We start from the raw sequence: 26509 nt of genomic DNA, 5'->3' as shown, positions 1-26509 counted from the left end.
CATGCTGCGCACGTTGACCCCGGCGGCAGAGGAACCCGTGTCGCTGAGCGAAGCGAAGGCGCACCTGGTAGTTATCCACGATGCCGACGACGCGCTGATCGGCGCCTTCATCACCGCCGCGCGTGAGTCGGTGGAGCGCACCACGGGGTATGCGTTGGCAGCAGCGACCTATGAGTGGACCCCGGTCGGCGAGGGCCGCTCTCCGCTGCCGATTGAGCCGGCCGCGCTCGACAGCGAGCCGGGCGCCTATCCGGTCAAGTTCACGACGACACCTGGCCCGCTTCCGGGGCCGTTGCGCGCAGCCGTACTGCTGTTGCTGGGTGACCTGTACGCCAACCGCGAGGCGGTGGTGGCTGGCTCGCAGTTGGCCGAGAACCCGACCCTGGACCGGCTGATGTTTCCCTACCGGCGGGTGCTGCCATGAGGCGGGCCGGCAAATACCGGCATCGCATCGAGCTGCAGGACTACGGTCCGGTGCGTGATCCGCTCGGCGGGGACGTGAAGCAGTGGCGTAGATGGCGGGCTGACGTGCCGGCAGAGGTGGTTCCGCTCTCGGGTCGAGAGTTCACTGCGGCCTCGGCCGAGCATGGACAGGTGACTGCACGCATCGAGATCCCTTACCTGCCCGGGGTAGTGCCGACCATGCGTGTGGTGTTTGACGGGCAGATGTATGCGATTCGTGCGGTGCTGCCGGATGCGACAGCACGCGGGCATATCACGCTGATGGTCGATGCCGGGGTGTCCGATGGCTGAGCAGGTGAAGATCGACGGCCTGGACGGCCTCCTGCGTTCACTGCGGGAGGCACCCAAGGCGATTCAAGGGCGAGCCGTGCAAGCCGGTATGCGCAAGGGTGGCAACGTCATCCGTGACGATGCTCGCCGCCGGGCCCCGAGAGCATCGGGGTTCATGGCCTTGCAGATCGTCACCCGCCGGGCCAACACCAAGAGCCGGCAGCGCGCAGGTGTAGGTCGAGACGGCGAGTACTTCACGGTAGGGGTTAAGACCGGTCGCCGCCGCAAGTACGCCAACACCAAGCGCAACCGGCGCCGCGGTCGCGTTGGGAAGGTCTATGAGGAGGCGGGCTGGGCCTATTACTGGCGCTTCAAGGAATTCGGCACCAGGAAGATGAGGGCCGAGCCGTTCCTCACGCCGGCAGGCGAGGCCAAGGGGCCGGAGGCGGCGCAGGTGATCATCAATGAAACCTGGGCGGCGCTCGACAAGCAGCTGAAGAAGGATGGCTGGCGATGATGGTTCCACTGATCCAGTCCCTGCTGCAGGGTGATGCAGCGGTTCGGCATGTGCTGGGCGACCCGATCCGGTTGTGGCCGGGAGCCGCGCCGCAGGATGCAGCACTGCCCTACGCGACGTGGGAGGTGGTCGGCGGATCGCCCACCGCGATGCTGTCCGATGCGCCGCCGGCCGACGGCTGGCGAGTCCGATTGACCGTGTGGGGCAAAGCCCTGACGCAGGCCAACGGCGCGGCCGTCGCCATCCGCGACGCGATCGAGCGCGTGGGCAGCATCGAGTCTTACAACCCGACGCCTGACAGCGACGGCACGGACGCCTTTGGCATCTCCTTCGACGCCAGGCTCCTGCAACTGCGCTGAACCACACAACGGCAAACCACTGGCCCCGCAAGGGGCCTTTTTCATGCCCGGCGACGGGCGCAACACAAGGAAATCCCTATGGGACAGGTAATCAAGTCGAAGCACTCCCAGCTGTTCGTCGCCATCGGCGCGGCCGAGGTCATCAAGGTGACCCGCCTGCGTTCGGTCGGCTTCCCCGATGGCCAAGCATCGGAGATCGATATCTCCGACTACGACGACGACTGGGACCAGTTCGTCGCCGGTCGCAAGCAGACCGGCAGCACCAGCATCGAGATCATCTACGACAGCGTCGACCACGAGAAGCTGGAAGAGCTGCATGAGACCGGTGCCGTCGTGAACTGGCTGGTGACTGCGCCGCTGTCGGAAACCGAAGGCGTGGCCAAGCCGACCGCCGTTGCCGGCAAGATCACCCCGCCGGACACCGTGCTGTCCAAGCAGTTCGACGGCTTCGTGCAGAACTTCGCGGTGACCAGCCAGGACAACGACGTCTGGAAGGCGACGATCACCATCCGCGGCTCCGGCGCCGTCACCACGCACCGCCCGACGCCGTAAGGCCGCGCCAACGGCGCACACCCAGGCCCGCTCCGGCGGGCCATCTCTCTGACAGGGCGCGCGGATCCTCCGCGTGTTAGCCGTGCGCGGCCCGCGTGCCCTGTCGCCATTCGAGGAAACGGCCAATGAGCAAGACCAACGACACCCCCCAAGCCCAGCCGCAGCAGCCCCTGAGCGTCCTGCAGTCGTTCACCAACCTGGGCATGTTCGCGTCCAAGGACGTGCACGCCGACACGATCGCCCTGCCCAACGGAGCCAAGGCGCAGTTCCATGTCCGCGAGCTGCCGGATGCGGAGTTCCGCAAGCTGTGGGGTGAAGGCGACCGCGCCAAGCTGATCGCAGCGACCATCTGCGACGAGGACGGCAAGCCGGTCATGAACGTGGAGCAGGCCGCCCAGCTCAAACCGCTGGTTGCCGCTGAGCTGCAGCGCGTGGCCATGAAGCATTCCGGCTTCGGCGAGGATGCTGCGCAAGCCCAGGCTGACGCGGGAAACGGCTAAGGCAGCGCGGCGATGACTGGTTTTGGAAGGTCCTCGCCGGCCACCTGCATCGCACGGTGGCGGAGCTGCAGGCGAGCATGTCGCGCCGGGAGTTCCTGGAATGGTGGGAGTTCCACAAGCGGAACCCCATCGACCCTGTGAGCCTGTACATCAAGCCCGCTGCCTTCGCCGCGTATATAACCGCCTCGCACAGCCAGGGCGGGACAAAGCGCTCCTTTCAGCACTACCTCGACGCTCTCGTGCCACGGTCCGATGAGGACGAGGCGCAGGACTGGTTCGATGGACTGGGATGACCATGACCGACACTTTCGGGCGGTTCGCCGCCACGCCCATTGGTCCGTTGCTCGCTGCGCGAGATGGCGGGCTTACCCTGGCCACCACCGGCGCCACCACGTTGGCCGGCCACGCGCGCTCCGACTTCGGCCTTGATGCCGGGACGGCGGGCGTGGAGTTCGCGGTGTGGGGCGATGACGCCCTTGCAGTCCTCGTAGGCTTCGCCACGGGCCCGGCAGCGCTGAACAAGGCGCTGGGTGCGGATCTCGCCAGCATCGGCTGGGACCTCGCCGCCGGGCTCCTGCTGCAGGCTGGAGGAGCGATCGCCACTGGCCTGCCGGCGGTGACCCACGGCGATATTGTCGGGCTGCAGGTCGTGTTCTCGAACCCTCGCCAGCTGCGGCTCTACCTCAACGGCGCGCAGATCCTGGTGCGCGAGCTGCAGCTGTCTGGGCCGCTGTTCTTCGCCGCGTCACTGGCCGCAACCAAGGCGGGCGGGCTGTGCCTCGCGGTCAACGCAGGGCAGTGGGGGCCGCGAAGCGAGGCGGCGGCCGCTGGCTGGCGGTTGCCCGCTGCATCCGTCAGCCCGACCCGGCTGGCCGACGTGGACTGGCTGTCTGCGCCCGGCGATAGCCCGGCGAACGTTCGCTACGAGGGGTTGGTGGCCGAGGGCGTCAACCTGATCCAAGAGCTGGCGTTCTGGCCGTGGGGCGGTGACCCGGTGTCCCAGGCTGCGGCCGCCGAGTGCGTCGTGGTCGATGCGGAAGGTTTGCTGGACGGGATGGCGGGCACTGGTGCCTCTGGCAGCTCGGTGCAGATCCTGCTGGCGCCCGAAAACGGGATGCGGGCCGACGCGGTCCCGGCCTTCCGGTGCGCGATCGAGCAGATCGAGATCAACGACGACGGCACCAAGACGCTGCACCTGCGTGACGCGCACGACTACCTGGATGAAACCATCAACCGGGGCGTGTTCCTGCCGAACGTCCCTTCGCTGGCCTGGAAGCCGCAGCCGGTAGTGATCGGGGCAGTGGCCAGCGTCCCGGCAATGGGCGCCAACTCGGATGCGACCTCGATGTTCGTTGCTGACGGGCGGGTCTACGTGGATGCCGTGATGGACCGCGGCGACCTGATGGAGGCAGGAACCTACAGCCAAGCGCCGGATGGGCAGCAGCTGCTGATGAAGTCGCCGCCGGTAACGCCGGTGGTGGCGGACGCCTCCAGCATCGGAGCGGGCATGCTGCCGGCGCGGTTGGAGCAGGCGGTGGGGGACGTGATGGCCAGGTTGGGGCGAGCGGCGTGGTCAGCCAGCGACTGCGCGAGTATCGACCAAGCCACGGGGTATATGGGCATCGGCTACTACGCAGGAACAGCCATCACCGGCCGCGCTGCGCTGAATGCGCTCCTACCCAGCTACGGCGCCGGCTGCTACCAGGATCCATCCGGGGTGCTGCGCTTCGCCCGCGTGACCGCGCCCGAGACCTATGTCGGCGCGTTCGCCTTCGATCTGTCGGAGGATGATCTGGCCGCTGACCTGGTCATGGTGCCCGATGACGCTCCGAACCTGACTCGACGCATGGCCTACCGTCCCAACGGCCAGGCGCTGGGCGCATCGGACCTGGTCACCGACGTTGTCGACGTGCCGCAATCCCGGCGCGATGAGCTGACCGGCCTCTACCGGGGGCAGGTCTATGGCGCTGGTCCGCTGCACGCCCACTACCAGCGGGCAGAGGCGGCTGACCCGGTGATCTCCTTGTTCTGGCATGCGGCCGACGCGCAGCAGGAGATTGATCGCGTCCTCGGCCTGTACCGGGTGCAGCGCCACTTCTACCAGTTGGCGGTGCGTGGTGATCAGGACTTGGCGCCGCTGCCGGGGCAGATCGGCCGGATCACCTACGGACGTTACGGTCTCGACGACGGCAAGCCGGTGCTGGTGCGCCGTGTAGAGCGCAACCCTGCCACGGGGGACGTGGTGCTGACGGTATGGGGATGATGACGTGTTGATTGGATATGGCATGCCGGCAGTCGCGACGGTGATCCTCACCGGTGGCACGTGGTTGAGTGCGGACCAGGGCTCGGCGCTCTTCGACGGAAAGCCTGGCAGGGCGTCGCGGATCCGGCGAACCGGCTCGCTGGCGATAACCATCACCCTGGCCGACGCTGTCGTCCCGGGGATCATCGCGATTCTCGGTCTGAACATTCCGCCGGGCGTCCAGGTCAGTGCTGCCGGCGCGACTGGGTCCACTGTGCGCTTGCCTGACGGCAGCGTCTGCGCCTGGCTGTTCCCGCAGGCCAGCGCCTTGGTCTCGGTGGTGTCCGTGGAGATCGCCACCACCGCCACCAACGTGGACGTGGGCGAGATTGCAATCTTCCGGGCGGTGGACGTTGGTATCAAGGACGGCTGGGCCGTGGCCACTATCGACTCCAGCGTTCATGCCCGGACCAAGGGAGGCCAGGTTAATACGGTTCCCGGGGCGCTGTACCGCCGCCTGACCTGCACGCTGTCGGGCCGCTCCACGCCGGTTGTGCGCGGCGGTGGGCTGGGCGGAACCGATTGGGAGACGGTGGCCGCCGCGATCGCGGGACGCCGGCGCTCTTGCGTCGTGCCGCAGTACCGGGACATGGTCAGCAAGGCGTTCGACCCGCTGCTGGCGGCGCGGTCGGCGCTCTACGGCTACCCGACACAGCTGCCATCGGCGGAGAACATCAGCCGGCAGTATTTCACCGGATACATGGAATTCGAAGAGGTTCCGGCGTAGCTGTTTGTTGAGGCCCTAAGAGAGTGCGAGAATCGGCGTGGAAGACTGACACGGGGATCGCAATGAGAAATCCAATGGCTTTGACAGCGGCTGCCGTCGTGCTGGCCTCGGGGATGCTCCTTGCCTCCTGTGGTGGCACGTCGCCAGAGCAACGCGCCTACCGCGAGGCGAGCAAGAATTGCCAGCAATGGGTCAAAGAGTCGGCAAAGAACCCATCCTCGGCGAAGATCCCGCAACCGGCCTCGGTCCGCAGCGCCAGCGGTCATATCATCGTCCAGTGGGAGCATGGTGAGGGGCTGACGCTGATGAACGGTTTCGGCGCAAACGTCGACTCCACCGCGCGATGCACCATGTCGTTGGATGGCCACTTCCTGAAGGAGCTGGTGATCAACGACGAAGTGATCCGAAGATCGTCCTCCGATTGAGCGATCGTCAACAGAAGCCGCCCAATGGGGCGGTTTTTTTGTACCCATCTCGGCCCGCCATGTGCGGGCTTTTTTTGTGGATGACGGCATGAGCCTTTACACCCTTACCGTAGACCTGTTGCTGAAGTCGGGTTCGTTCGAGAGAGACAGCGGGAAGGCCGCGCGTGTTGTAAAGCGCGACATGGAGACAATCCAGGCATCAATGTCGGATGCTTCGCGTCGTGGCGCGGATGAGGTGTCTGCTGGATTCCGCCGCGTGGCCTTCGAAGCTGTTGGGATGACCTCGGCCTTGGCGGCGGTGAAAGCCGTAATCGGGAAGGCCGATGAGTGGACCAACCTGAACAACCGGCTTCGTCTCGTCACCAAAGACCAAGCGGCGTTCGTCGCAGCCCAGCAAGACGTTGTGCAAATCGCCAAGGCTACGCGGCAGCCGCTCGGTGCGACCGCCGAGCTGTATCAGCGCATCGCAATGAATCAGGACGCACTGGGGCTTTCCGGCGCGGGTCTTGCGCGAGTCGTCGAGACCATCAGCAAAACGATGGTGATCAGTGGCAGCAGCGCGGCAGCGGCCGAGGGCGCGCTGATTCAGTTGGGGCAGGCGTTCGCATCTGGCGCTCTGCGGGGCGAGGAACTGAATTCAGTGTTGGAAGGCGCTCCTGCGCTCGCACAAGAAATTGCCAAGGGGCTGAACGTCCCGATGGGCAAGCTGCGCGAGCTGGGGCAAGCCGGAAAGTTGAGCGCTGACCAGGTAATCAGCGCCCTCCAGCGCCAGGCCGGTGCGGTTGACGAGGCGTTTGGCAAGATGGACGCGACCGTTGGCCAGTCACTGACCCTGCTCAACACCAATCTTTCGGAGATGATCGGACGCGCGGATGATGCGACTGGTGCGTCCCAAGCCCTTGCGGCTGGTATTGGGCTTCTGGGCAGCAACCTTCAGACCGTCGCCGTTGCCAGCGCCGCAGTGGCCTCCGGCCCATTGGTGAAGGCGCTTCTGTCGCGGGTGGCGGCGGCAAACGCCGCGGTCGCCGCTGATCGTGCGGCTGCTGCGCAGAGTCTGGCAGCAGCTCAGCAGCTGGAGCTGCGGACGCGAGCGGCAATGCTGGATGCTCAGGCCGAAGCGCGTCGGATGCAGGTGATCGGCGGAAGCGTTTCGGTAAGTGCCAAGGCTGCAGCCGCGACGCTGGAGCATAGGCAGGCGACGTTGCTGCTCGCGCAAGCTCAGACTCAGGCCGCTGCGGCGAATGCTGGGTGGCTGGCGCGCGCGGGCTCGGCCACGTTGTCGGTGCTGGGCGGCCCTGCGGGCATCGTCACGATGCTGGCTACGGCGGCAGCCGGCTGGCTGCTCTTCCGAGACAACACTAACACCGCATCAGCTGCGCTGATTGACTTCGGTGGCGCCGCCGATGTGGCGATTGAGAAATTTCGGGAGTTGAACCGGCAGCAGCAGGCTGGCGAGATCCTGCGACTGCAGAAGGAAATCGGTGATGGTTACAAGGAGATCACGGCAACGATCCGTGACATGGCGCTGGAGTCTCAGAGGAGTATCACGAACTCCTACTCGGACGCATACGCGGCTTCGATCCGGCGTCTGGCCGACGAACTCAAGGCCGGCAAGCTCAGCGCTGACGAGTTCAGCGCACGACTTGAACAGGCGAATGCCAAAGTGCTCGAGGGTGCGACCGGCGCGGAAAGGTTCCGCGGTCGCATGGTGGAACAGACCGCAAGCGTCGCAACGCTCGCACGTGAAACTGAGCGTCAGGGCAATGTTCTTGAATCGTTGAATGCCGCCACCACCCAGGCCAAGAGCGCGACGGATGCCCTGTCTGGCTCCTTCAACGTATTGGGCGACTCGGCAGGCGCCGCAGGCAAGCGCATCGCATCGGCAATGCAGTCGCTGCCGGGTCAGCTCGCGCGCGTCGGCAAGAGTGCGGCCGAAGTCGCAAAGCTGGACGTGAATGACTGGTTCAAGGAGGCCCAAGCCAGCGGCGTCGACTTCTCCAAGCGGGATGACCCCAAGGTCAAGCAGTACATCGAGCAGGGCGCACAGTACATCCGGCTCCAGACGGAGCTGGCCGCTGCGCAGAAGAACTTCACGGAGTCGCGCAAGGCGTCGGCAGCCGCTGAGCGCGCAGGCGCCAAGGATCGCAAGGCAGACGCGGAAGCGATCAAGCGCTACAACGAGCAGGCTGCAATGGCCGCGGCAACGATGGCCGGGCCACTGGCCGAGGCCACCGAGCGACAGAAGCAGCTCGAGGACAAGCTGAAGGAGGCGCTGAAGGAAGGGCGCATCGAGCGGGCCGCGTACAACACGCTGATCCTGGAGTCGCAGAAGGCGTTGGAGCAGTCCAGCGCGGAGATCAAGAAGGCCCTAGCCAGCCCCGAGGCGCTCCTTGCGACGATGGATGCCGAGGTCGCCATGCTGGGCAAGGTCGGCCGTGCGCGTGAGCTGTCGCGGCGCGAGATGATGAACGAGCGCGACATGCGGCAGGAGCTGCAAAAGGCGGTGGAGGCCGCTGGCGGCAAGGAGGCGCTGGCGCTGTCCAAGGGGGCGGCGAGCTACGAGCAGTACGAGCAGTCCATGCTTGGCGCCGCCCGGGCATCGGCCGATCTGTCGCTGCGTGCGGAGGAGGCTGCTGCCAACGTTGAGGCGTGGGCCGGCGTGGTTATCAACGGCGTGGGCGATGCCGCCGACGCCATGGCCGACTTCGTTGCCGGCGGCATGCGGGACTTCGACAACCTGTGGGACGACCTGAAGGATGCCGCCAAGCGCGGGCTGCGTGACCTGGCGCGTGAGTTCCTGCAGCAGAAGATCGTGATCCCGATCCAGACGCAGATCCTCAACGGGATGAACGGGCAGGGCGGTGGCTTGAACCTGCAGAGTCTGATGGGGTTGTTCGGCGGCAATGGCTCTGCGGCCGGCGGCCAGAACGTGAGCACGGTGGCCGGGCTGCTTTCCAAGGGCCAGGGACTGTTCGGGTTCGGCCGTTCCGCCGGGGCCGCAGCCGGAACCCTGACAGGCTTCGGCGACGTGACCAGCATGGCCGGGATGACCGGTTCCAGCTTCTCCGGGTTGATCGGGGGTGGCAGTGCAGGAGCCGGCGCAGGTGCGGCGGGTGCAGGCGCTGCTGGCTCGGCAGCGGCGGCGGTCCCCATCATCGGCTGGATTGTCGCCGGCATGATGAAGAACGCCCAGTTGTTCGACCAGGGCTGGAACATCGCCAATGGTGAGAGCTGGGCCGGCAAAATCGCCACCGCCGGGGCTGTCGGCTTGGCCGACAAGGGGTTCCGCGCCTTGGGCTTCAACGACAAAGTCGCGTCGATCCTGTCCGGCTCCAGCATCCACGCGAAGCTGTTCGGTCGGCAGGCTCCCAAGGTCACCGGGCAGGGCATCACGGGTAGCTATGGCTTCGGCGGATTCGATGGCCAGAGCTATGCCGATATCAAGGCCAAGGGCGGTCTGTTCCGCAGCGACAAGAAGTGGACGCAGTTCGGCGCGCTGGACCCCGGCATCGATCGCACGTTCGATATGGCCGCGCGCCAGGTCCGGGGCGCTGCAACCGATCTGGCCAAGCAGCTGGGTGTGGATCTGACCCAGAAGCTCGGCAGCGTGAAGGTGGACCTGGGGAAGCTCCAGTTGTCGGCCGACTCCACTGAGGCCAAGGCGCAGCTGGAGGCATACCTCAGCGACATGACCAATCGGTTGTACACCGAGGCGGTCAAGGCGGCGGGGTTCGGTGGCCAGCTCGACGGCTACTTCGAATCGGCGGACGTCTTCACCGCGCTCAGTGCGTCGATCGCGCTGGCCGTTGGCAACGCCGATGAGTTGGGCCGGGCGCTCAATGGCCTGGAGGTCGACAAGGTCAACAAGGCAGTCGACTACTTCCAGGATCTAGCCGCCGTCGCCGGCACGGACCTGGCCACCCAGGTGCAGAAGGTGACCGGGCTGCTCGGGAACTACGCCAGCCTCATGGCCGACGTGAGCACTCAGCTGATGACGGCCAACCTGACGCAGTACCAGTCGCAGGCACTGTCGATCGAGCGCACGTATCGGCAGCAGGTGAAGTCGGCCAACGACTACGCCAAGGCGCTCGGCTTGTCTGGCGCTCGGGCGGAGGACCTGGCCAAGATCGAGGCGCTGCGTGCCACCAACATGGGCAAGCTGCAGGCGCAGATCGACAAGGACAAGAAGGCCATGCAGTACGGCCTGTCGATCAGTGACCTGTCGCCGCTGACGGACCAGGAGAAGCTGGGCGAAGCGATGAAGGAGCTTGAGCGGGCGGTGTCCGGTGGCGACACCAGCGCCGCGCAGGCGGCCGCTCAGGCCGCACTGGGCTTCGGACGGAACCTGTACGCCAGCGGGCAGGACTACAACAGCCTGTATGGCCGGGTCACCGGCCTCATCGATGGCATGAAGGTCGGAGATCTCAATCAGCCTGACGGAACCAGCATGGGTGCGCTGGCCGACGCCATCGAGGCGTTGCCGGACAACTTCAGCCGGGCCGTGTTCGACCTGGTCGTGAACAACGAAGCTCAGACGCAGACCACCGCCGCCATACAGCAGAGCAACGCTCTGCTCGCCGAACAGAACCAGCTGCTACGCCAGCTCGTGTCTACCACTACCCAGGGCGTACGCAACGCCAGCAGTTCAGCGCTGCGCGAAGCACTCAACGCGAGGTAATCAGCAATGCAAGCAAGGAAACTCACGCTGGTAGAAATCGGCGTGGGCGGGCTGCCGTCCGCGTCTCCGGTGGCGCCGCGCTTTTCCACCTGGTTCCCGGTGCCCTTCAAGGCGCCGGACGTGCCGCCGGCGAACGGGGTCAATCCCACGCCGGTAGCCGACGGCGTCGTGCTCGAATGGGACGCCGTCGATCTGGAGGGTGTGATCTACGTCATCTCGCGCAGCGAGAGCCAGGACGGCCCTTGGACGGAGATCCACCGCACCACCGAGACGCGGTACGTCTACAGCGACGGCAGCGGGAAGACGTGGTGGTTCCAGATCACCCCGACCGTTCGCGGCAAGGCAGGCACCGGAACCGTGGTGGGTGTTGTTCCGCCCACCACTTCGAAGGACCTGGCCGAACAGCAGGCCAAGCTGGCGGCGGAGATCAGTGCCCGCATCCAAGCGATCGCAGACGAGGCGGCTGCTCGCGCCGCCGGCCTGGCGCAGGCCGCACAGGACTTGGTCGCCGAGGCGCTGCTGCGGCAGCAGGGCGTGACTGAAGCCATGCAGGCGATCAGCGCCGAGGCCCAGGCGCGGATCGATGCGCTCCTGAACGAGAAGATGGCGCGCGAGGCAGCGATCAGCCGCGAGGAGCAGCTGCGGCAGAGCGCCGACGAATCGTTGGCGCGCGCGGTGTCGGAGGTTGCGGCCGGCAGCGGGACGCAGTTCGACAGCATCAAGCTCTGGCCGTTCAACCAGACCATTGAAGGGTGGACGGGCAACGGCGCGCCAACCCTCGTGGATGGCTGGCTGCGGCCCGCCAACCACGCCACCGCGCCTTGGGTGCAGTCGCCGGTGGCCTTGGCCGTAGACGGCAGCGCATACCGCTTCGTGAAGCTGCGCGTGAAGCGCGTTGGCTCGCCGACGTGGAACGGATTCCTCCAGTGGATCACCACCACGGACCAGGCATGGAACACGCAGAAGCGTGTGGCCATCCCGGAACCGGCGTGGGACGTGAACGGCGTGGCGACCGTCGACGTGCAGGACATTGCGTGGTGGCCGGCCACGGTGGATGCGATTCGCCTGCAGCTGGGGGCGGCGCAGACCGTCGCCAACTACTACCTGATCGACTACATCGCCGTCGGTCGTCCGCAGCCCGGCGCGTCGGTGGCGTTGGTACAGGAAGAAACCCAAGCGCGTATCACCGCAGATGCCGCTGAGGCTCTCCAGCGCAACACGCTGGCCGTTCAGATGCGTGGCAACTACACCGGAACGGATCCGCTGCAGCTGACTGCAGGGCTGGCCTACGAGGAGCTGAAGGCCCGTGTGGCTGCGGACTCGGCGCAGGTGCAGCGCATCAGCACGATGGAGGCCCGCATGCCGGCCGGTGCCGGTTCGCTGGCAACTGCTGCATCGGTTACGGCGCTGCAGGAGGCGACCGCCACCACCACGAGCGCGCTGGCTCAGTCGATCACGACGATCAACGCCACATTGCCGGCGCTGATCTCGCAGGGCAGCAACATGGTCCTGAACGGCAGCTGGGATCAGGGTAATACCGTGGGCTGGTCGTACAGCAACATGGGCGGCGTCAGCATTGTGGCTGAAGGTCGAAACGGTAAGTGCCTGAAGGTCACCGCACCCAGCGGTAGCCGCAGCATGACCGCAAACGGTGCCACGGACCGCAACATCCCGGTCGTAATAGGAAAGAAATACCGTATCAGCGCCTATTACAAGACCGATGCGGCGTACAACGGGACCAGCGGCAACGGCAAGATTCGTATCGCCAATCAGGATGATGGGCTGATCGCAGGGCTGGCGTTCGCTGCCAATCGTACCGAGTGGACGCGTCTGGAATCCACCGTCACCGCAACCACCATCAGCGCACTGCGTGTGTACGTCAACAGCGATCACACAGCTGGTACGTTATGGGTTGACGACGTTGTGCTGGAGGAAGTGACCGAGCTGCTGGCGAATGCCCAAGCGATCTCGGACCTCAGCACCAGCGTGACGCAGCTGGGTGACACGCTCACCTCCCAGGCTGGGCAGCTGACTTCGCTTCGCAGCGACCTGACCAGCGTTTCCGGCAAGACGGACGCCAACGCATCCGCGTTGCAGAACCTGACCACCCGGGTGACTACCGCCGAGGGCAAGATCGATTCCACCTCGACCAGCATCACCAAGCTGCAGAGTGACCTGTCTACGTCGATCCTCAGCGGCGCTAACCTGATTCAGGACGGGAGCTTTGAGACGCGTAAGGCGGGTGACGCCTATGGGATAGGGCGCATCACGGACACGTTCGCGCGTTCCGGGACCAAGGCTCTAAGCCTGACCGCCACGGGCGCGATCCGCGACGTGTCCCTGATCGAGTTCCGTACGAACGGCAGCCGCGTGTTCTACGCGGAAGTCTGGGTCCGCAACGATCCCGCGAACCCACTGACCACCGGATCGGGTGACGGCACTGTCGGGCTGCAGGCCACCGTGCGCCGCAACAATGGCACGGTGGCCTATCCGAACGTCCAGGTGATTCCTGCAAAAAACGTGGGGTCGGAATGGACCAAACTATCTGGGTACGTGCCCGTGGGGGACGACGTTTGGAGCTTCATCGTCCGTGCCACAATCCGCGGCGGGGTGACCAGCGGCGACGTGATCTACGACGACGCGTTCGTCATCGATGTAACCGACGCGTACACCGCCCAGCAGGGGGTCAACGCCACTGCAGATGCCGTGACCGGCCTGACCACCCGTGTTACGGGCGCAGAGAACAAGGCTGCGGCGCAGGCGGAGCAGCTGACCGTCCTGTCCAGCACGCTCAATGCATCCTTCAACCGAGGCGAGAACCTCAACGTCAACGCGATGTTCGACGGTGACATGGCGCCGTTCGTCAAGGGGAACAGCAATCAGCAGAACGGTGATGTGACCTGGGTCTCTGGTGGCGGACAGCAGGGCAGCGCAATTCAGATGGTGCACAAGGCAGGTGCAGCCGGTTCGCCGTTCGTTTACGCCAATGGCGGCCGTTGGGTTCCACTGAAGACGGGGCGCGCTGGTCGCAAGCTGCGTACGGTAGTCGTCGCCAAGGTGGTGGGCGGTAGTGCAACGCTGACCGCGCGCTGCCGGGCTCGGGATGCCACAGGCGAGGGCAACAACGACCAGACCACACCGAACCTCACGAGTGCCTGGCAGCGGTTTGTGCTGGAGCACCCAGTGGGCGACGCTCGCACTGAGGTAATGAGCCAGGTCTGGATCACCAACCGCGGAACTGGCGACGCAACGGTCCTTGTCGATCGCATTGAGTTCTACGACGTGACCGACGAGCTACTGATCAGCGCCAATGCTTCGGCGACGGCCGGGCTCACCACGGCGGTGAACCAGCAGGGAAGCAAGCTGGATGCGACTGCGCAGGACCTGGTGAGCCTGAAGACGCAGGTAGGTGATGTGTCGGCCAGCGGCTTCAACCAGCTGAAGACGCAGGTAACGCAGCAGGGTCAGACGCAGGCGTCGCAGGCGCAGCAGATCACCGGCATCCAAACCTCGCTCGGAGGTAAAGCGGACGCCACGGTGGTGCAGCAGATGGAGGCGAGCATCGGGGTCACCGGTGGCTCGCCCAACTTACTGCGCAACGCTGGGTTCACCAGCTTTGACGGTTGGGACGGATGGTACTCACCTGGCAACATCGGGATCGGTGCGAAGTACGCGGCGCACTTCACCACTGACGGCGGTATCCCGTGGGGCATGTGGGGGCTGATCTTCGTGGGTGCGAACGGAGCCGGCAACGCCCTGGTGTGGCAGCAGGACGTACCGATCGAGGCTGGCAAGGACTACATATTCTCGACCTATGGTAGCGGGAGCATGTGGGGTCTAGAGCTGGTGATGGTGTTCCTCAACGCCAGTGGCAATAGTGTCGGCGAGGCCCGCTGCCCTATGGTGAAGCCGCTGCCAGCTGGCGGTAACACTCTATCCGGCTATGCACGGCTTTGGGTTCGCGGTAGGGCACCAAGCGACGCCGTCGCGGTTCGCCCGCACTTTGTTTACTCGGTGGGGCCTGGCGAGACCGGAGGATTTATCCGCATCGTGCAGCCGCAGCTGGAAGCGGCGACGCCGGGTCAGACGTGGCCGAGCGCGTTCAACATCGGCGGGATGGAATCGAAGGCTTCCTGGAACGTGAGCGTTCGGTCAGATGGCAAGGTCGCGGGGGTGAGGCTTGCGACGAACAACGGCATCAGTGCTTTCGACGTGGTGGCCGACATGTTCAGGGTGTCGTCTTCGGGCGCCGGTCAGCGTACGGAGTACAGCGATGGGAACTGGCGCACCTACTACCCGAATGGGCAGCTCGCCACGCGCATGGGCTGGTGGGCATAGCAATGGGCGGGAGGCTACAACCTCCCGCCAATCATTAAAGGAGTTGAGCGCATGCCTGCGGGCATCCAGACCTTCAATCTCGACGGGTCACTGGAGATTGATTACACGACCCGCTTGGGGCTGTTCATCGGCACGGTTCAGACCGACGCCGTGCACGGCAATTCGACGTGGGTAGGGCCGCTGCCGCCAGGGGACTTCCTCTTCTACGTGGTGCCTCCGCCTGCGCAGCCTGGCCGCACGCCAACCGTCTGGTACTCGGATGGCCGGGTCTACTGGGGAACGGATGTGGATGCCAACGGGCAACCAGTCTTCTCCCTGGTCCCTGCAACTGTGCTGTACGGAGTGCACTGATATGCCAGCAGGCTTTGAGGCGTACACCCCATCTGGAACAGTGCAGGTCCGCAGCGATCTGCTCAACTTCCACCTGCGCCACAAGTTCGATATCAACGAGGCGGGCGCCGTTGCCTACCAGGTGTCGGGGATCGTAGTAACCCGGTACGTCACGCGTGACTTCCAGGCCAAGAGCCCGGTGGTTGCCGTCACGGGTCCGAACAACAACTTCGGGCTCAGCGTGATTCTGACGAATCTCGGCGGCAACAACTGGCGCGTGTCAGCCTACACAGGTTCATCGTTTGTGTTCGGCACGGTGTGGGTATACGACTCGGTTGTGACTGGAACGCCGGGCAAGACCGGCATCGAGGTGTACCGAGAGCACACCGGCGAGCTGGCTTTTGCTTCTTGGGCAAAGCCCCTTCGGATCGTAGGCGTGACAACTGCCCCGTTCGGGGCGGCCGAGGGTGCGTACGTTCAGGTCCCGGCTGGTCGGCGCTACGCTGTGATCTCGTCTCGTTCGTGTCAGCGGATTGAGCGTGGCGTGGGCTTCCGCTTGACCGGGCCGCAGGGCGATGGAACGGGCGCAGCGGGGTCGGGACGCTTTTACTATGCCGGGGCGACTGCCCTGATCCCGCAGTCCGACAACGCCACACAGTTCAGTGCATCCGGCCACTTCGTGCTGATCGACGTGACCGGCCACTAAGCTGCAGCGTCACGGTGAATGAACGACGGGGCGTGTCAGATTGCGCTCATGTGCTATTCCGCCCAGATCACCGCCGCCTATCAGAAGCTGGTCCGGATGACCGGCGCCACGCTGTCGCTGCAGGAGTTCGCAGCGCTCTACGCCCACGACCCGGGCAAGAAGCGGCCCAAGACCCCGAAGGCGATGGACGATGCGTTCCGGGCCGGGACGAGCCCGGCGGAGCTGGCGGTGTGGGCTGAGGTTGAGCAGTGGAACCGGGCCGAGGCCGCGATACTGGAGCAGGAGCTGTTCGCCAACCGCAAGCGGCTGGCTGACGCTGAGCGCTCGCTGCAGGTGAAGGAGACGAAGAAGGCCCGCGAGGACGTGCGGATTGCCGGCAACAAGATCGAGCGGGCCCTGGCCAAGCTGGCCGACCTGAAGCGCACCGAGCCCAAGGACCGCGACAGTCGCATCTTCCCTGGCGTCTATGCCCCGGTGATCGTCTCCGAGGGCGGAAAGCTGGTCATCAAGCCGATGCGCTACCAGTGCCGCCTGGCGGGGAAGCCGGCCAACTACGACCAGCGCTTTCCCGGCACCTACAACGCTCGCCGCGACAGCCTGGAGAAGTTCTGGGCGCCGGCGTTCGGACAAACCCACGGCCTGATGGTGGTCGACACGTTCTACGAGAACGTCGAGGGGCCGGACGGGAAGAACCAGGTGGTGCAGTTCACCCCGCGCACGGGCGAGCCGATGCTGGTGGCGTGCCTGTGGTCGCACTGGGAGGATCCGGCCGGCAAAGAGCCGGATCTGCTGTCGTTCGCCGCCATCACTGACGAACCCGAGCCCGAGGTGGCCGCCGCCGGCCACGACCGGACCATCATCAACATCAAGCCCGAGCACGTGGATGCCTGGCTCAACCCGGATCCATCCGATCTGGGTGCGCTCTACCGGATCTTCGATGACAAGCGGCACCCGTTCTACGAGCACCGGCTGGCGGCTTAGGCGGCCAAGGTCAAGCTGCGCGGGGAGCGGGACCGCCGTCACTGAGGATGTGATCACACTCGACCAAGCGCGCATTGCTGACCATCTGCCGTGCGCCGCACTTTCCACAGGCCAGAACGGTGCCGCCGCGCGTTGACTCGAGGTCCGCTCCCGCGGAGCGTGTGACGTGAGTACAGCGCGGGCATTGCACGGTCAGGCTCGTGATGCATGCGATGCGCCCCTGTTCATCGAGCACCGCATCTATATCCAGCACGTAGAACATTCCTGTGTCAGGCATAGCCGCAACCTCCAAAGTCGGCGCGATCTTGCGCGGTCCGTCGCGTTGGCCGGGTGACGGGTCGCCCTGTTCATTTGCAGATGCCGATGAACTGTTCATCACGCGGCGCTGATCCTCACCCTCGCGTTCGCTAAGGGCTGCTACGGTTTACTGCTCATCAAGGAGGTGGGCTATGCCTATCCAGGCAGTCGTGTACGTGAGCGGCGCCGACGTGGAGATCGCCGGCGACAAGCTGGGCCTGTCCAATGGAAAGCTCGATCAGATTGTGGACGACGCGGCCCGGTTCAACCGAGATGCTGGAGTCACGGGGGTGCTTCTCTTCGACGGCGAGCGCTTCCTCCAGTACTTGGAGGGTCCCGAGGACGGGCTGTCAGTGGCCTATTCCCGCGTGCTTGGCGCCAGCAGCCACAACGGTATTGTCGAGCTGCAGAGGGGCAGGGTGGGGCAGCGTCGGCTGCCGTTCTGGCCGACGAAGTGGCTACCCGTTGAATCGGACGAGCTGCGGCGATTGGCCCGCGCAGACTGGACCAGGTTCAACCAGCGCGGTGACGCCGAAGACCCTAACCCGACGGCTATGGATCTCTTGGCGGGGTTGGTCGAGCCATATGCCCTTGCTGCCTGAGGGACGTGCGGGGGGCGAGCCCGGCTCGACCCCCGCAATTCGGTCAAATTGACGATTTCGTCAAATCGCCGGTGCAGCGCTTAACAACTCGTTCCCCAAACGATTCAGGCAGGCCGGCAACGCGATCGCGGCCTTTGCGACGACCGGCCGTATGCTGCCGGCCATGACGCTGCCCCCTGACTTTCGCTGGACAACTCGGTCTGCAAGCCTCCCGGATGACCCGTTGACCGTGATCGCCTGCCACAGCGTCTGGGTGGTGGCCATGATCCGTCGGGTGAACGACGGCATCTGGATTGCCTCGCTGGACCGGCATCGGCATGGCCCGGGCGGTCCGTTCCGCGTGTGCAGCAGCTACGAGCAGGGCCGCGTGGGGGCCGAACTGTGGGTGACCAGGCACGAGGCCAGGCTGCGGGAGGATGTGGCCACTATCCTGGCCTGGCAGGAGAAGGTCCGCGGCAACCGGCTGGCCAAGGCCGACCTGAAACCGCCGTTCGGCTGGATGGGGTAGGGCGATCCGCACGCCCGCGCGGACGGTATGGACGTCGGGTTGTTCAGGGCCGGCAGTCGTTGGCGTATGAAATGCTGCCGTCCAAGTAGTCGATCGCCTCCTTTACGTGCGTCATCGCCTCATCCAGACGGGCATAGTTCACCCATGGCAGTGCCTGGGCATGGGGCTCGCCCTTGAGCGACTCTGGGTAGCGGAAGGCAAATGACTGCCGATCATGCTGGTCCAACTCCCTTATGACCCGGTCGGCTTCCGGGAACCTGTGTGCTTCGCCGCCTGGTAGCCTTGCGAGACTCTCGAATGTTCGATCCCAGCGCTCCAGCAGAACGTGGTCTGGCCTCTTGCTTGTGGGAGGTTCGTCGCCCAGGTACTGAGCAATGGATCTCTCCGCGGCCTTCAGGGCTAGCTCGATGTAGTGGCGGTACAGGAAGAGCGTCGGCATCACCAGGATATCGAGGCCATCTCGCCGCCCATCATTGAGGACGGTGCTCAGAAGCCTGTCCCCGGCCTCCCTGAAGCCGCTGGCGTAGCGCCACCAATGGTCAGGCTGCCAGCTGACGCCGGGTAGAACCGGCCACGTGTATCCAGTCAGCCACCAAGGCCCTTCGCCGCTCAGCCAATCCGGCGCCGGCTCGTCCTCTGTTGCCATCTCGTTCCCTCGTATTGGTTCGGAAGTCTGATCGGCGGATCATAGTCCAGGCGGGTTCACGCATGTCCTCGATCGCCATGCGAGCGTATGGCACTGCGCGCTCGTGGGAAGTAGGCTTACCGACGCAATGTGTTGGTACGCAGCGCCTGAAATAGTTGGTACTGGTGTTGGTACGGAAGGCACGAAGCTCCATAGACCTCCTTTAAGAACAATAGGTTGCTGTGACTTTTCGCATCATCAGTTTCAACGCCAATGGCATCCGTTCCGCCGCGACCAAGGGCTTCCTCGACTGGTTCCGTGCCCAGGACGCCGACGTCCTGTGCATCCAGGAGACCAAGGCCCAGGAAGACCAGCTGACCGACCCGATGTTCCGTCCGGACGGGCACCACTGCTTCTATCGCGATGCCATCACCAAGAAGGGCTACAGCGGCGTGGCGATCTACAGCAAGCGCGAACCGGACCAGGTCATCACCTCGCTGGGCTGGGTCCCGTTCGACGACGAAGGCCGCTATATCGAGGCACGCTACGGCAACCTCAGCGTGGTCTCCTTCTACATCCCGTCCGGCAGCTCGGGCGACCTGCGCCAGGGCTTCAAGTTCGAAGTGATGGAATGGCTGCGGCCGATCCTGGAGGAGTGGGCGCGCAGCGGCCGCGACTACGTGCTGTGCGGCGACTGGAACATCGTGCGTTCGGCGCTGGACATCAAGAACTGGAAGTCCAACCAGAAGAATTCCGGCTGCCTGCCGGAGGAGCGCGACTGGCTCAACGCCCTGTGCGCCGACCATGGCCAGGCCACCGATGTCGCCGCCGGCCGTGGCTGGGCCGATGCCTACCGCCTGCTCAACCCCACCGGCGAGGATTACACCTGGTGGAGCAACCGCGGCGCCGCCCGTGCCAACAATGTCGGTTGGCGTATCGACTACCAGTTCATCACCCCGGGCCTGCGCGACAAACTGCGTAGCTGTTCGATCTACCGCGACGAGCGCTTCTCCGACCACGCCCCGTTCACCGTGGACTACGACCTGTGACCGAGGCCGCCAAGCCGCGCCGACCGTGGCAGCAGGTGTTGTCCAACCTGAGCCAGCGCAAGGTGCTGGCGATGCTGCTGCTCGGTTTCAGTTCGGGCCTGCCCATCTATCTGGTGGGCAACACGCTCGGCTTCTGGATGCGCAAGGAAGGCATCGAGCTGAGCACGATCGGTTTCCTGTCATGGGTCGGGTTGGCCTACACCATGAAGTTCCTGTGGGCGCCGATCGTCGACAAGACCGACGTGCCTCTGTTCGGTCGTTTCGGCCGCCGCTGCGGCTGGATGCTGCTGTCGCAGCTGGTCGTGGTGGTGGGGCTGGTCGGCATGGCACTGGTCCAGCCCAAGGGCGGCCAGATCCAGTTCCTGGGTGTCGACTGGCAGCACATCGTCGTATTCGGCGTGATGGCCGTGATCGTGGCGTTTGCTTCGGCCACCCAGGACATCGTCATCGATGCCTGGCGCATCGAAAGCGCTGACAACAGCGAGCAGCTCGGCCTGCTGACCTCATCCTCGGCGCTGGGCTACCGCACTGCCTTGCTGGTCACCGATGCGCTGATCCTGATCATCGCGGCCCGTGTCGGCTGGCAGGTCTCCTACGAGATCATGGCCGTGCTGATGGCGCTTGGCGTGGTGGCCGTGCTCATGGCCCGCGAGCCCGCGCGGGAAGTGGCTGCCGTGCAGGCACAGGCGACCTCGCTGTGGACGCCACGCGGTCTGTTCGACGCCGTGGCCGGGCCGTTCATCGCCTTCGTCCGCGAACACCGCAGCGGCGCGATCCTGATCCTGGTGGCCATCAGCATCTATCGCATGGCCGACTTCGTCATGGGGCCGATGGCCAACCCCTTCTATGTCGATCTCGGCCTGGACGAGGACACCGTGGGCGCCGTGCGTGGCTCGGTGGGCCTGGTCGCGACCTTCGTCGGCATTGCTGCGGCGGGCCTGGTTTCGGTGCGCTGGGGCGTGCTGGCGGCGCTGATGGTGGGCGCCGTGCTGGGGCCGGCCTCCAACCTGGCGTTTGCCTGGCTGGCCTATTCCGGCCCGGACACAACCCATTTCGCCGTGGCCATGGCCATCGACAACTTCGCCAGCGGTTTCGCCGGTACGGCGCTGATCGCCTATATGTCGAGCCTGACCAGCATCGGATACACGGCAACCCAGTACGCGCTGCTGAGTTCGTTCTACGCGATGCCCGGCAAGGCGCTCAAGGGGCTCTCGGGGTGGTCGGTACAGGCGCTCGCACAAGGCCGGACGCTGCTGGAAGGCTACGCGCTGTTCTTCGTCGGTACCGCGCTGGTGGCGATCCCGGTGGTGATCCTGTGCGCCCTGCTGATCCTGCAGCAGCGTCGTCGCCAGGCCGCCAGCTCGACCTGATTGCCTGCCCGTCCGGTCTGCGGGATCATCGCCCCGACGCGCCGAGGGGGCGGTGCCTTGCGAACGGGGAAGCGAGCATGGCCGACGTTGTGCTGCGGGACCTGGACCCGCTGCTGCTGGAACGCATCAAACGCGTCGCGGTCGCCCGCGGCTGGACTCACGAACAGACCTGCGCCGCCTTGCTGGAGCAGGGCCTGTTCAGCAGTGAACTGGAGGTCCGCTCCGGCTTCGGCGATCCCGAAGTGGACGCACTCTCCGACGCCATCGCCGCCCTGCAGGCCCTGCCGGCAGGGCAGGGCTTCGATTAGCGGCCGCGCCGCAATGCTGTAGAGCCGAGCCCACGCGCGGCTGCCCGGTAGAGCCACGCCATGCGTGTATGGCGCCACCTCACGCCAGGTGGATCGCCCCCAGGATCCGCGGCCCCTTGGCCCCGGTCACGCTCGGCAGGTTGCCGGCCAGTCCCTCCATGGTCCGCTGCGCCAGCCACGCAAAACCCATCGCCTCCACGTATTCCGGGTCCAGCCCGTGTACCGCGCTGGACTCCACCTGCACTCCCGGCAGCCGCGCCGCCAGGCGCGTCATCAGCTGCCGGTTGCGTACCCCGCCGCCACAGACCAGCAGGCGCCGGGTCTGCGGCTGCTGCGTCAGCAGCGCATCGGCCACGGTTGCCACGGTCAGCTCCAGCAGGGTGGCCTGCACATCGGCGGCGGCGTACTGGCCTTCCCCCATGTGCGCCTCGGCCCAGGTCAGGTGGAACTGCTCGCGCCCGGTGCTCTTCGGCGGCGGCAGCGCGAACCACGGGTCCGAACGCCAGCCGGCAAGCAGGCCCTCGTCCACCGCGCCGCTGGCGGCGTAGGCGCCGTCGGCATCAAAGGTGCGGCCGGTATGGCGCTGGCACCAGGCATCCATCAACGCGTTGGCCGGGCCGGTATCGAAGCCACGCACCGCGCCTTCGCGCGGGATCAGGGTCAGGTTGGCGATGCCGCCCAGGTTGAGCACCGCGCGGTCTTCATCGGCCGCACCCAGCATGCCCAGGTGGAAAGCCGGCATCAGCGGCGCACCATGCCCCCCGGCCGCTACGTCGCGACGGCGGAAGTCGGATACTGTGGTGATTCCGGTCAGTTCGGCGATGCGGTTGCCGTCGCCCAGCTGCACAGTGAACGCCGGATCGGCCAGCGGGCGGTGTCGCACGGTCTGGCCGTGCGAGCCGATCGCGCGCACCTGGCTGCGGTCCACGCCGGCTTCGGCCAGCAGCTGGTTGGCGGCCTCGGCGAAGTTGATCGCAATCCGCGCGTCCAGTTCGCCCAGCTCCTCCAGCGAATCCAACGGGCCACCTTCGCCCAGCGCCACCAGCCGCGCGCGCAGCACCGGTTCCCAGCGTGCGGTCAGGCCGTGCACGAAGCGGCAGCCACCGCCCGCGGGAAACTGCACCAGCGCGGCATCGATGCCGTCGGCGCTGGTGCCCGACATCAGGCCAAGATACAGGGGGGCGTCAGCGTCGGCAGGTGTGTTCATGGCAGGCATAAAAAAAGGACGCGGCAAGCTTGTGCTGCCGCGTCCTTCTTCGTCAACGAAGGGGCTCAGCCGCGTTTGCGGCCGGTTGCCTGCTTGTCCTTGGCGCTGGCCACCTCGGTGGCGGCCTCGTCGCGGCTGGTCGGTGCCGGGCTGGCATCGGCGTAGATCAGCTTCTCCATGCCCTGGATGCGGGCCATCGCTGGCGCGGTCTGCGCGCGGAAGGCGACCAGCTCGGCGCCCTTCAGCGGCTCCGGCGGCGGCATGGTCACGGTCAGCGGGTTGCGGTGTTCGCCGTTGACGCGGAATTCGTAGTGCAGGTGCGGCCCGGTCGCCAGGCCGGTCGAGCCGACGTAGCCGATCACCGTGCCCTGGGCCACGCGCTGGCCGGTCCTGATGTTCGCAAAGCGCGACATGTGCCCGTACAGGGTGGTATGGCCGCGGCCGTGATCGAGGATCACCACGTTGCCATAGCCGCGCTGCACGCCGGCGAACTGCACGCGGGCGTCGCCGGCGGCCATGATCGGGGTGCCCGTGCGCGCGGCGTAGTCCACCCCCTTGTGCATGCGCATCTTGCCCAGCACCGGGTGCTTGCGCGCGCCGAAGGTCGAGCTCAGCCGCGCGAACGGAATCGGCATGCGGATGAAGCTCTTCTTCAACGAACGGCCGTTGATGTCGTAGTACTCGGCCTTGCCGTTGCGGTCGAAACGGAAGCCGGAATAGGTCTTGCCGCCGGTGGTGAAGGTCGCTGCCAGGATCTTGCTGGTGTCCACCTTCTCGCCTTCGCGCCAGGTTTCATCCATCACCACGCTGAAGCGGTCGCCCGGCTGCAGGTCCTTGGAGAAGTCGATGTCGTACTTGAAGATCTCGTCGGTCATCGTCGCGATCGCCGAGGGCGACAGCCCGGCCCGCCGGGCCGCGGCATACAGCGAACTGGTGATCTCGCCGCTGGTGACCACGGTGCGCGTGGAGGTCTCGCGTCGGGTCACCTTCTCCTTGATGTCATCGCCAACCAGGCTCAGTTCCACCCGGTTGTCGGCATCGCGGTCGAAACGGATGCTGCGCAGGTCGCCGGACAGCGGCATGTCGAAGGCTATCTCGGCACCGGGGCGCAGCTTGGTCAGCGCCTCGCGCGCCCCCGGGTGGTCCAGTACCCGGTGCAGGGTGGTGGCCGGAATGCCGGCCTTGTCGAACAGGTCGCTCAGGGTCTGGCCACGCTGCACGCGCAGCACCTGCCAGCTGTCGCCCGGCACCTGCTGCTGGCGGGCCATGGTCAGCGGCGGCAACGGCAGTGCCAGGCTGGTATGGCTGTCGGCAAAGGGGGCGTCGATGGTGTGCGAGAAGCCCGGCACGATCGTCGCCACCAGGGCGCCGATGGTGGCAAACAGGCTGGCATGCACCCAGTGGCGGCGGGTCCAGCGCTCATTGAAGGCCGCGGGAAGGTGTTGCCTGAGCTTCCGATGCAGGGCGTTGTCGTGCAGGACGTGGAGGCGTTCCTGGAAGCGCTGCTTGCGTGCGCGCCCTTGTTCGGAGTTGTGCATCGGCGGTTCTTTCCTTGCAGCCCGGGAGCGCGGGCCTGATCGCCGGTTACCATAGACACCTGATAAAAGCGCGTCAAACCCTTGTGCCCATTGGCTTTTGTGAAGCCAATCGGGTTAACTTTGCTTTAACACCCCACACAAGAATCGGCGTTGCCGGGAGTAGTCACGTGTCCTCGATTGAAGAAGCCCTTGCCCTGATCGGCCGCGGTGCCGACGAGATCCTCAAGCTCGAGGATCTGCGTGCGCGCCTGCAGGAAGGCCGCCCGCTACGGATCAAGGCCGGCTTCGACCCCACCGCCCCCGACCTGCACCTGGGCCATACGGTGCTGCTGAACAAGATGCGCCAGTTCCAGGACCTCGGCCACCAGGTCATTTTCCTGATCGGCGACTTCACCGGCATGATCGGCGACCCTTCCGGCAAGAGCCTGACCCGCAAGCCGCTCAGCCGCGACGATGTGCTGGCCAACGCCCGCACCTACGAGGAGCAGGTCTTCAAGGTGCTGGACCGCAGCCGTACCGAAGTCCGCTTCAACTCGGAGTGGTTCGGCAAGATGGGCGCGGCCGACATGATCCGTCTGGCCGGCCAGCACACCGTGGCGCGCATGCTCGAGCGCGACGATTTCGCCAAGCGCTATGCCGCCCAGCAGTCCATCGCCATCCATGAGTTCCTGTACCCGCTGGTGCAGGGCTACGACTCGGTGGCCCTGGAGGCCGACGTCGAACTCGGCGGCACCGACCAGAAGTTCAACCTGCTGATGGGCCGTGGCCTGCAGGAACACCACGGCCAGAAGCCGCAGGTGGTGCTGACCATGCCGCTGCTGGAAGGCCTGGACGGCGTCAACAAGATGTCCAAGTCGCTGGGCAACTACATTGGCATCAGCGAGCCGGCCATCGACATCGTCACCAAGACAATGAAGGTGGACGACACCCTGATGTGGCGCTGGATCGAGCTGCTGTCCTTCGACATCGGCCAGGCCGAGGCCGTGCAGCTGCGCGAGCAGGTGGCCAATGGCGGCCTGAACCCGCGCGTGGTCAAGCTGCGCCTGGCGCGTGAACTGGCCACCCGCTTCCATGACGCCGCGGCGGCCGAACAGGCGATCGCCGGTTGGGAAGCGGCGGTGACCGGGCAGGGCGACATCACCCAGCTGCCGCTGCAGGAGGTGGCGATTCCGGCCGAGGGCCTGCGCATCGCCGCGTTGCTGACCGCGGCCGGCCTGACTCCGAGCAACTCCGAAGCGAACCGCAAGCTCAAGGAGCGTGCGGTGAAGGTGGATGGCGAAGTGGTCGAAGACGGCCAGCAGGTGCTGCAGCCGGGCTTCGAAGGCCTGCTGCAGGTAGGCAAGCGCACCTTCGCCCGCGTACGCCTGATCGCTGGCTGACATCAAGGAAGGGCCGGCGCCAGCCGGCCCTTCCTTATGCTCTTGTAGAGCCAAGCCCACGCTCGGCTGCTCTTCACGGGTTCCTACCGCAGCGCGGCGCATGAACAGATGCAACATCCGGTGAAAAAAATCGCCACACCCCCTTCACAAATGATGGGAATGGGGACATACTTCTCCTCCCCCGTCGCAGGGGTCGCCGCCAAGGGGCTTCAGCGACAACAGGGCGCCCACCACCGCCGGACGAGATGATCGAACGAAGGTGTTGACGGACTGAAAAAGTCTGGCATAATGGGCGGCTCGCTACGAAGGAAACTTCGCAGCACACGGGAACGGCGCTGAGGCCACTTCCCCGGATCTTTGAAAGTATGCGCAGGTATCTTGTGAAGGCGCCTGCAGGAAGGATGATTGTCCATCTTGCAGACGTTTGATCAAGCAACTATTAATTGTTTTAAAGCAAGCGATACGTTGCCAGCATCAAT

The 26509-nt window shown here is 65.5% G+C and carries 25 protein-coding genes; 21 read left to right on the top strand and 4 right to left on the bottom strand.

Features of this window, described 5'->3' with window-relative positions; all coding sequences use genetic code 11:
- Nucleotide 1: 1 nt before the first annotated feature.
- The 15 genes from VG543_RS16050 (at nt 2) to VG543_RS15980 (ending at nt 17147) form a co-directional block, all read left to right on the top strand.
- Nucleotides 2-424, top strand: a complete 423-nt coding sequence (locus VG543_RS16050; RefSeq protein ID WP_049450655.1) for a head-tail connector protein — start codon at nt 2-4, stop codon at nt 422-424.
- Nucleotides 421-753, top strand: a complete 333-nt coding sequence (locus VG543_RS16045) for a phage head closure protein (protein ID WP_049450657.1) — start codon at nt 421-423, stop codon at nt 751-753. Before VG543_RS16050 ends, VG543_RS16045 begins: the two co-directional genes overlap by 4 nt.
- The gene (locus tag VG543_RS16040; protein ID WP_423178813.1) at nt 746-1249 is read left to right on the top strand and encodes an HK97-gp10 family putative phage morphogenesis protein; all 504 of its coding nucleotides are present in this window, start codon (nt 746-748) and stop codon (nt 1247-1249) included. The genes VG543_RS16045 and VG543_RS16040 overlap by 8 nt, the downstream gene beginning before the upstream one ends.
- Nucleotides 1246-1608 (top strand): tail completion protein gp17, encoded by a 363-nt coding sequence (gene gp17 / locus VG543_RS16035; RefSeq protein WP_134729608.1) that lies wholly within the window; start codon nt 1246-1248, stop codon nt 1606-1608. Before VG543_RS16040 ends, gp17 begins: the two co-directional genes overlap by 4 nt.
- 78 nt (nt 1609-1686) lie before the next feature.
- Nucleotides 1687-2160 (top strand): phage tail tube protein, encoded by a 474-nt coding sequence (locus VG543_RS16030; RefSeq protein WP_021203809.1) that lies wholly within the window; start codon nt 1687-1689, stop codon nt 2158-2160.
- A gap of 125 nt (nt 2161-2285) precedes the next feature.
- Nucleotides 2286-2660 carry a hypothetical protein gene (locus VG543_RS16025; RefSeq protein ID WP_423178814.1) on the top strand — a complete coding sequence of 125 codons (375 nt, stop codon included), beginning with the start codon at nt 2286-2288 and terminating at the stop codon, nt 2658-2660.
- A gap of 56 nt (nt 2661-2716) precedes the next feature.
- Nucleotides 2717-2953, top strand: a complete 237-nt coding sequence (locus VG543_RS16020; protein WP_232282028.1) for a hypothetical protein — start codon at nt 2717-2719, stop codon at nt 2951-2953.
- 2 nt (nt 2954-2955) lie between these two features.
- On the top strand, nt 2956-4923 hold the full coding sequence (locus tag VG543_RS16015) for a hypothetical protein (RefSeq protein WP_423178815.1): 1968 nt from the start codon (nt 2956-2958) through the stop codon (nt 4921-4923).
- Between the two features lie 22 nt (nt 4924-4945).
- On the top strand, nt 4946-5689 hold the full coding sequence (locus VG543_RS16010) for a hypothetical protein (protein WP_180874376.1): 744 nt from the start codon (nt 4946-4948) through the stop codon (nt 5687-5689).
- A gap of 74 nt (nt 5690-5763) precedes the next feature.
- A complete protein-coding gene (locus VG543_RS16005; RefSeq protein WP_100438262.1) occupies nt 5764-6114 on the top strand; it encodes a hypothetical protein in 351 nt (116 codons plus the stop codon).
- 88 nt (nt 6115-6202) lie between these two features.
- Nucleotides 6203-10792 (top strand): tape measure protein, encoded by a 4590-nt coding sequence (locus tag VG543_RS16000; RefSeq protein ID WP_423178817.1) that lies wholly within the window; start codon nt 6203-6205, stop codon nt 10790-10792.
- 6 nt (nt 10793-10798) lie between these two features.
- Nucleotides 10799-15130: a hypothetical protein gene (locus tag VG543_RS15995; protein ID WP_423178818.1), complete on the top strand. Its 4332-nt coding sequence runs from the start codon at nt 10799-10801 to the stop codon at nt 15128-15130.
- A 51-nt stretch (nt 15131-15181) separates the two neighbouring features.
- Complete coding sequence (locus VG543_RS15990) at nt 15182-15481, top strand: hypothetical protein (protein WP_423178819.1); 300 nt, start codon at nt 15182-15184, stop codon at nt 15479-15481.
- Nucleotides 15482-15521: 40 nt separating this feature from the next.
- Entirely contained in the window at nt 15522-16166 is a 645-nt protein-coding gene (locus tag VG543_RS15985) for a hypothetical protein (protein WP_021203818.1), read from the top strand.
- A gap of 48 nt (nt 16167-16214) precedes the next feature.
- Nucleotides 16215-17147 (top strand): SOS response-associated peptidase family protein, encoded by a 933-nt coding sequence (locus VG543_RS15980; protein WP_423178827.1) that lies wholly within the window; start codon nt 16215-16217, stop codon nt 17145-17147.
- Between the two features lie 10 nt (nt 17148-17157).
- On the opposite strand, the gene VG543_RS15975 is transcribed toward VG543_RS15980, so the two are convergent.
- The gene (locus VG543_RS15975; protein ID WP_423181121.1) at nt 17158-17523 is read right to left on the bottom strand and encodes a hypothetical protein; all 366 of its coding nucleotides are present in this window, start codon (nt 17521-17523) and stop codon (nt 17158-17160) included.
- A 73-nt stretch (nt 17524-17596) separates the two neighbouring features.
- Between VG543_RS15975 and VG543_RS15970 the strand changes: the two genes are divergently transcribed.
- Together VG543_RS15970 and VG543_RS15965 are read left to right on the top strand one after the other, a co-directional pair.
- A complete protein-coding gene (locus VG543_RS15970) occupies nt 17597-18046 on the top strand; it encodes a BLUF domain-containing protein (RefSeq protein WP_423178820.1) in 450 nt (149 codons plus the stop codon).
- A 223-nt stretch (nt 18047-18269) separates the two neighbouring features.
- Nucleotides 18270-18554: a hypothetical protein gene (locus tag VG543_RS15965; RefSeq protein ID WP_021203825.1), complete on the top strand. Its 285-nt coding sequence runs from the start codon at nt 18270-18272 to the stop codon at nt 18552-18554.
- Between the two features lie 43 nt (nt 18555-18597).
- Here the strand turns inward: VG543_RS15965 and VG543_RS15960 are convergent, their stop codons facing one another.
- The gene (locus VG543_RS15960) at nt 18598-19200 is read right to left on the bottom strand and encodes a hypothetical protein (protein WP_423178821.1); all 603 of its coding nucleotides are present in this window, start codon (nt 19198-19200) and stop codon (nt 18598-18600) included.
- A gap of 221 nt (nt 19201-19421) precedes the next feature.
- Here VG543_RS15960 and VG543_RS15955 point away from each other — a divergent pair, with 221 nt between their 5' ends.
- From VG543_RS15955 to VG543_RS15945, 3 genes are all read left to right on the top strand, one after another.
- A complete protein-coding gene (locus VG543_RS15955; RefSeq protein WP_423178822.1) occupies nt 19422-20228 on the top strand; it encodes an exodeoxyribonuclease III in 807 nt (268 codons plus the stop codon).
- Nucleotides 20225-21598 carry an AmpG family muropeptide MFS transporter gene (locus VG543_RS15950; protein WP_423178823.1) on the top strand — a complete coding sequence of 458 codons (1374 nt, stop codon included), beginning with the start codon at nt 20225-20227 and terminating at the stop codon, nt 21596-21598. The genes VG543_RS15955 and VG543_RS15950 overlap by 4 nt, the downstream gene beginning before the upstream one ends.
- A gap of 77 nt (nt 21599-21675) precedes the next feature.
- Nucleotides 21676-21906, top strand: coding sequence for a hypothetical protein (locus tag VG543_RS15945; protein WP_005407775.1), 231 nt, complete (start codon nt 21676-21678; stop codon nt 21904-21906).
- A gap of 79 nt (nt 21907-21985) precedes the next feature.
- On the opposite strand, the gene VG543_RS15940 is transcribed toward VG543_RS15945, so the two are convergent.
- The gene (locus tag VG543_RS15940; protein ID WP_164144508.1) at nt 21986-23113 is read right to left on the bottom strand and encodes an anhydro-N-acetylmuramic acid kinase; all 1128 of its coding nucleotides are present in this window, start codon (nt 23111-23113) and stop codon (nt 21986-21988) included.
- A gap of 65 nt (nt 23114-23178) precedes the next feature.
- Complete coding sequence (locus tag VG543_RS15935; RefSeq protein WP_346470144.1) at nt 23179-24651, bottom strand: M23 family metallopeptidase; 1473 nt, start codon at nt 24649-24651, stop codon at nt 23179-23181.
- Between the two features lie 167 nt (nt 24652-24818).
- Here VG543_RS15935 and tyrS point away from each other — a divergent pair, with 167 nt between their 5' ends.
- On the top strand, nt 24819-26030 hold the full coding sequence (tyrS, locus tag VG543_RS15930) for a tyrosine--tRNA ligase (protein ID WP_021203122.1): 1212 nt from the start codon (nt 24819-24821) through the stop codon (nt 26028-26030).
- Nucleotides 26031-26509 lie beyond the last annotated feature (479 nt).

It is taken from the genome of Stenotrophomonas sp. CASM101 (assembly GCF_049384845.1).
Taxonomy (GTDB): domain Bacteria; phylum Pseudomonadota; class Gammaproteobacteria; order Xanthomonadales; family Xanthomonadaceae; genus Stenotrophomonas; species Stenotrophomonas hibiscicola.
This window is presented reverse-complemented; position numbering and strand designations above follow the sequence as displayed.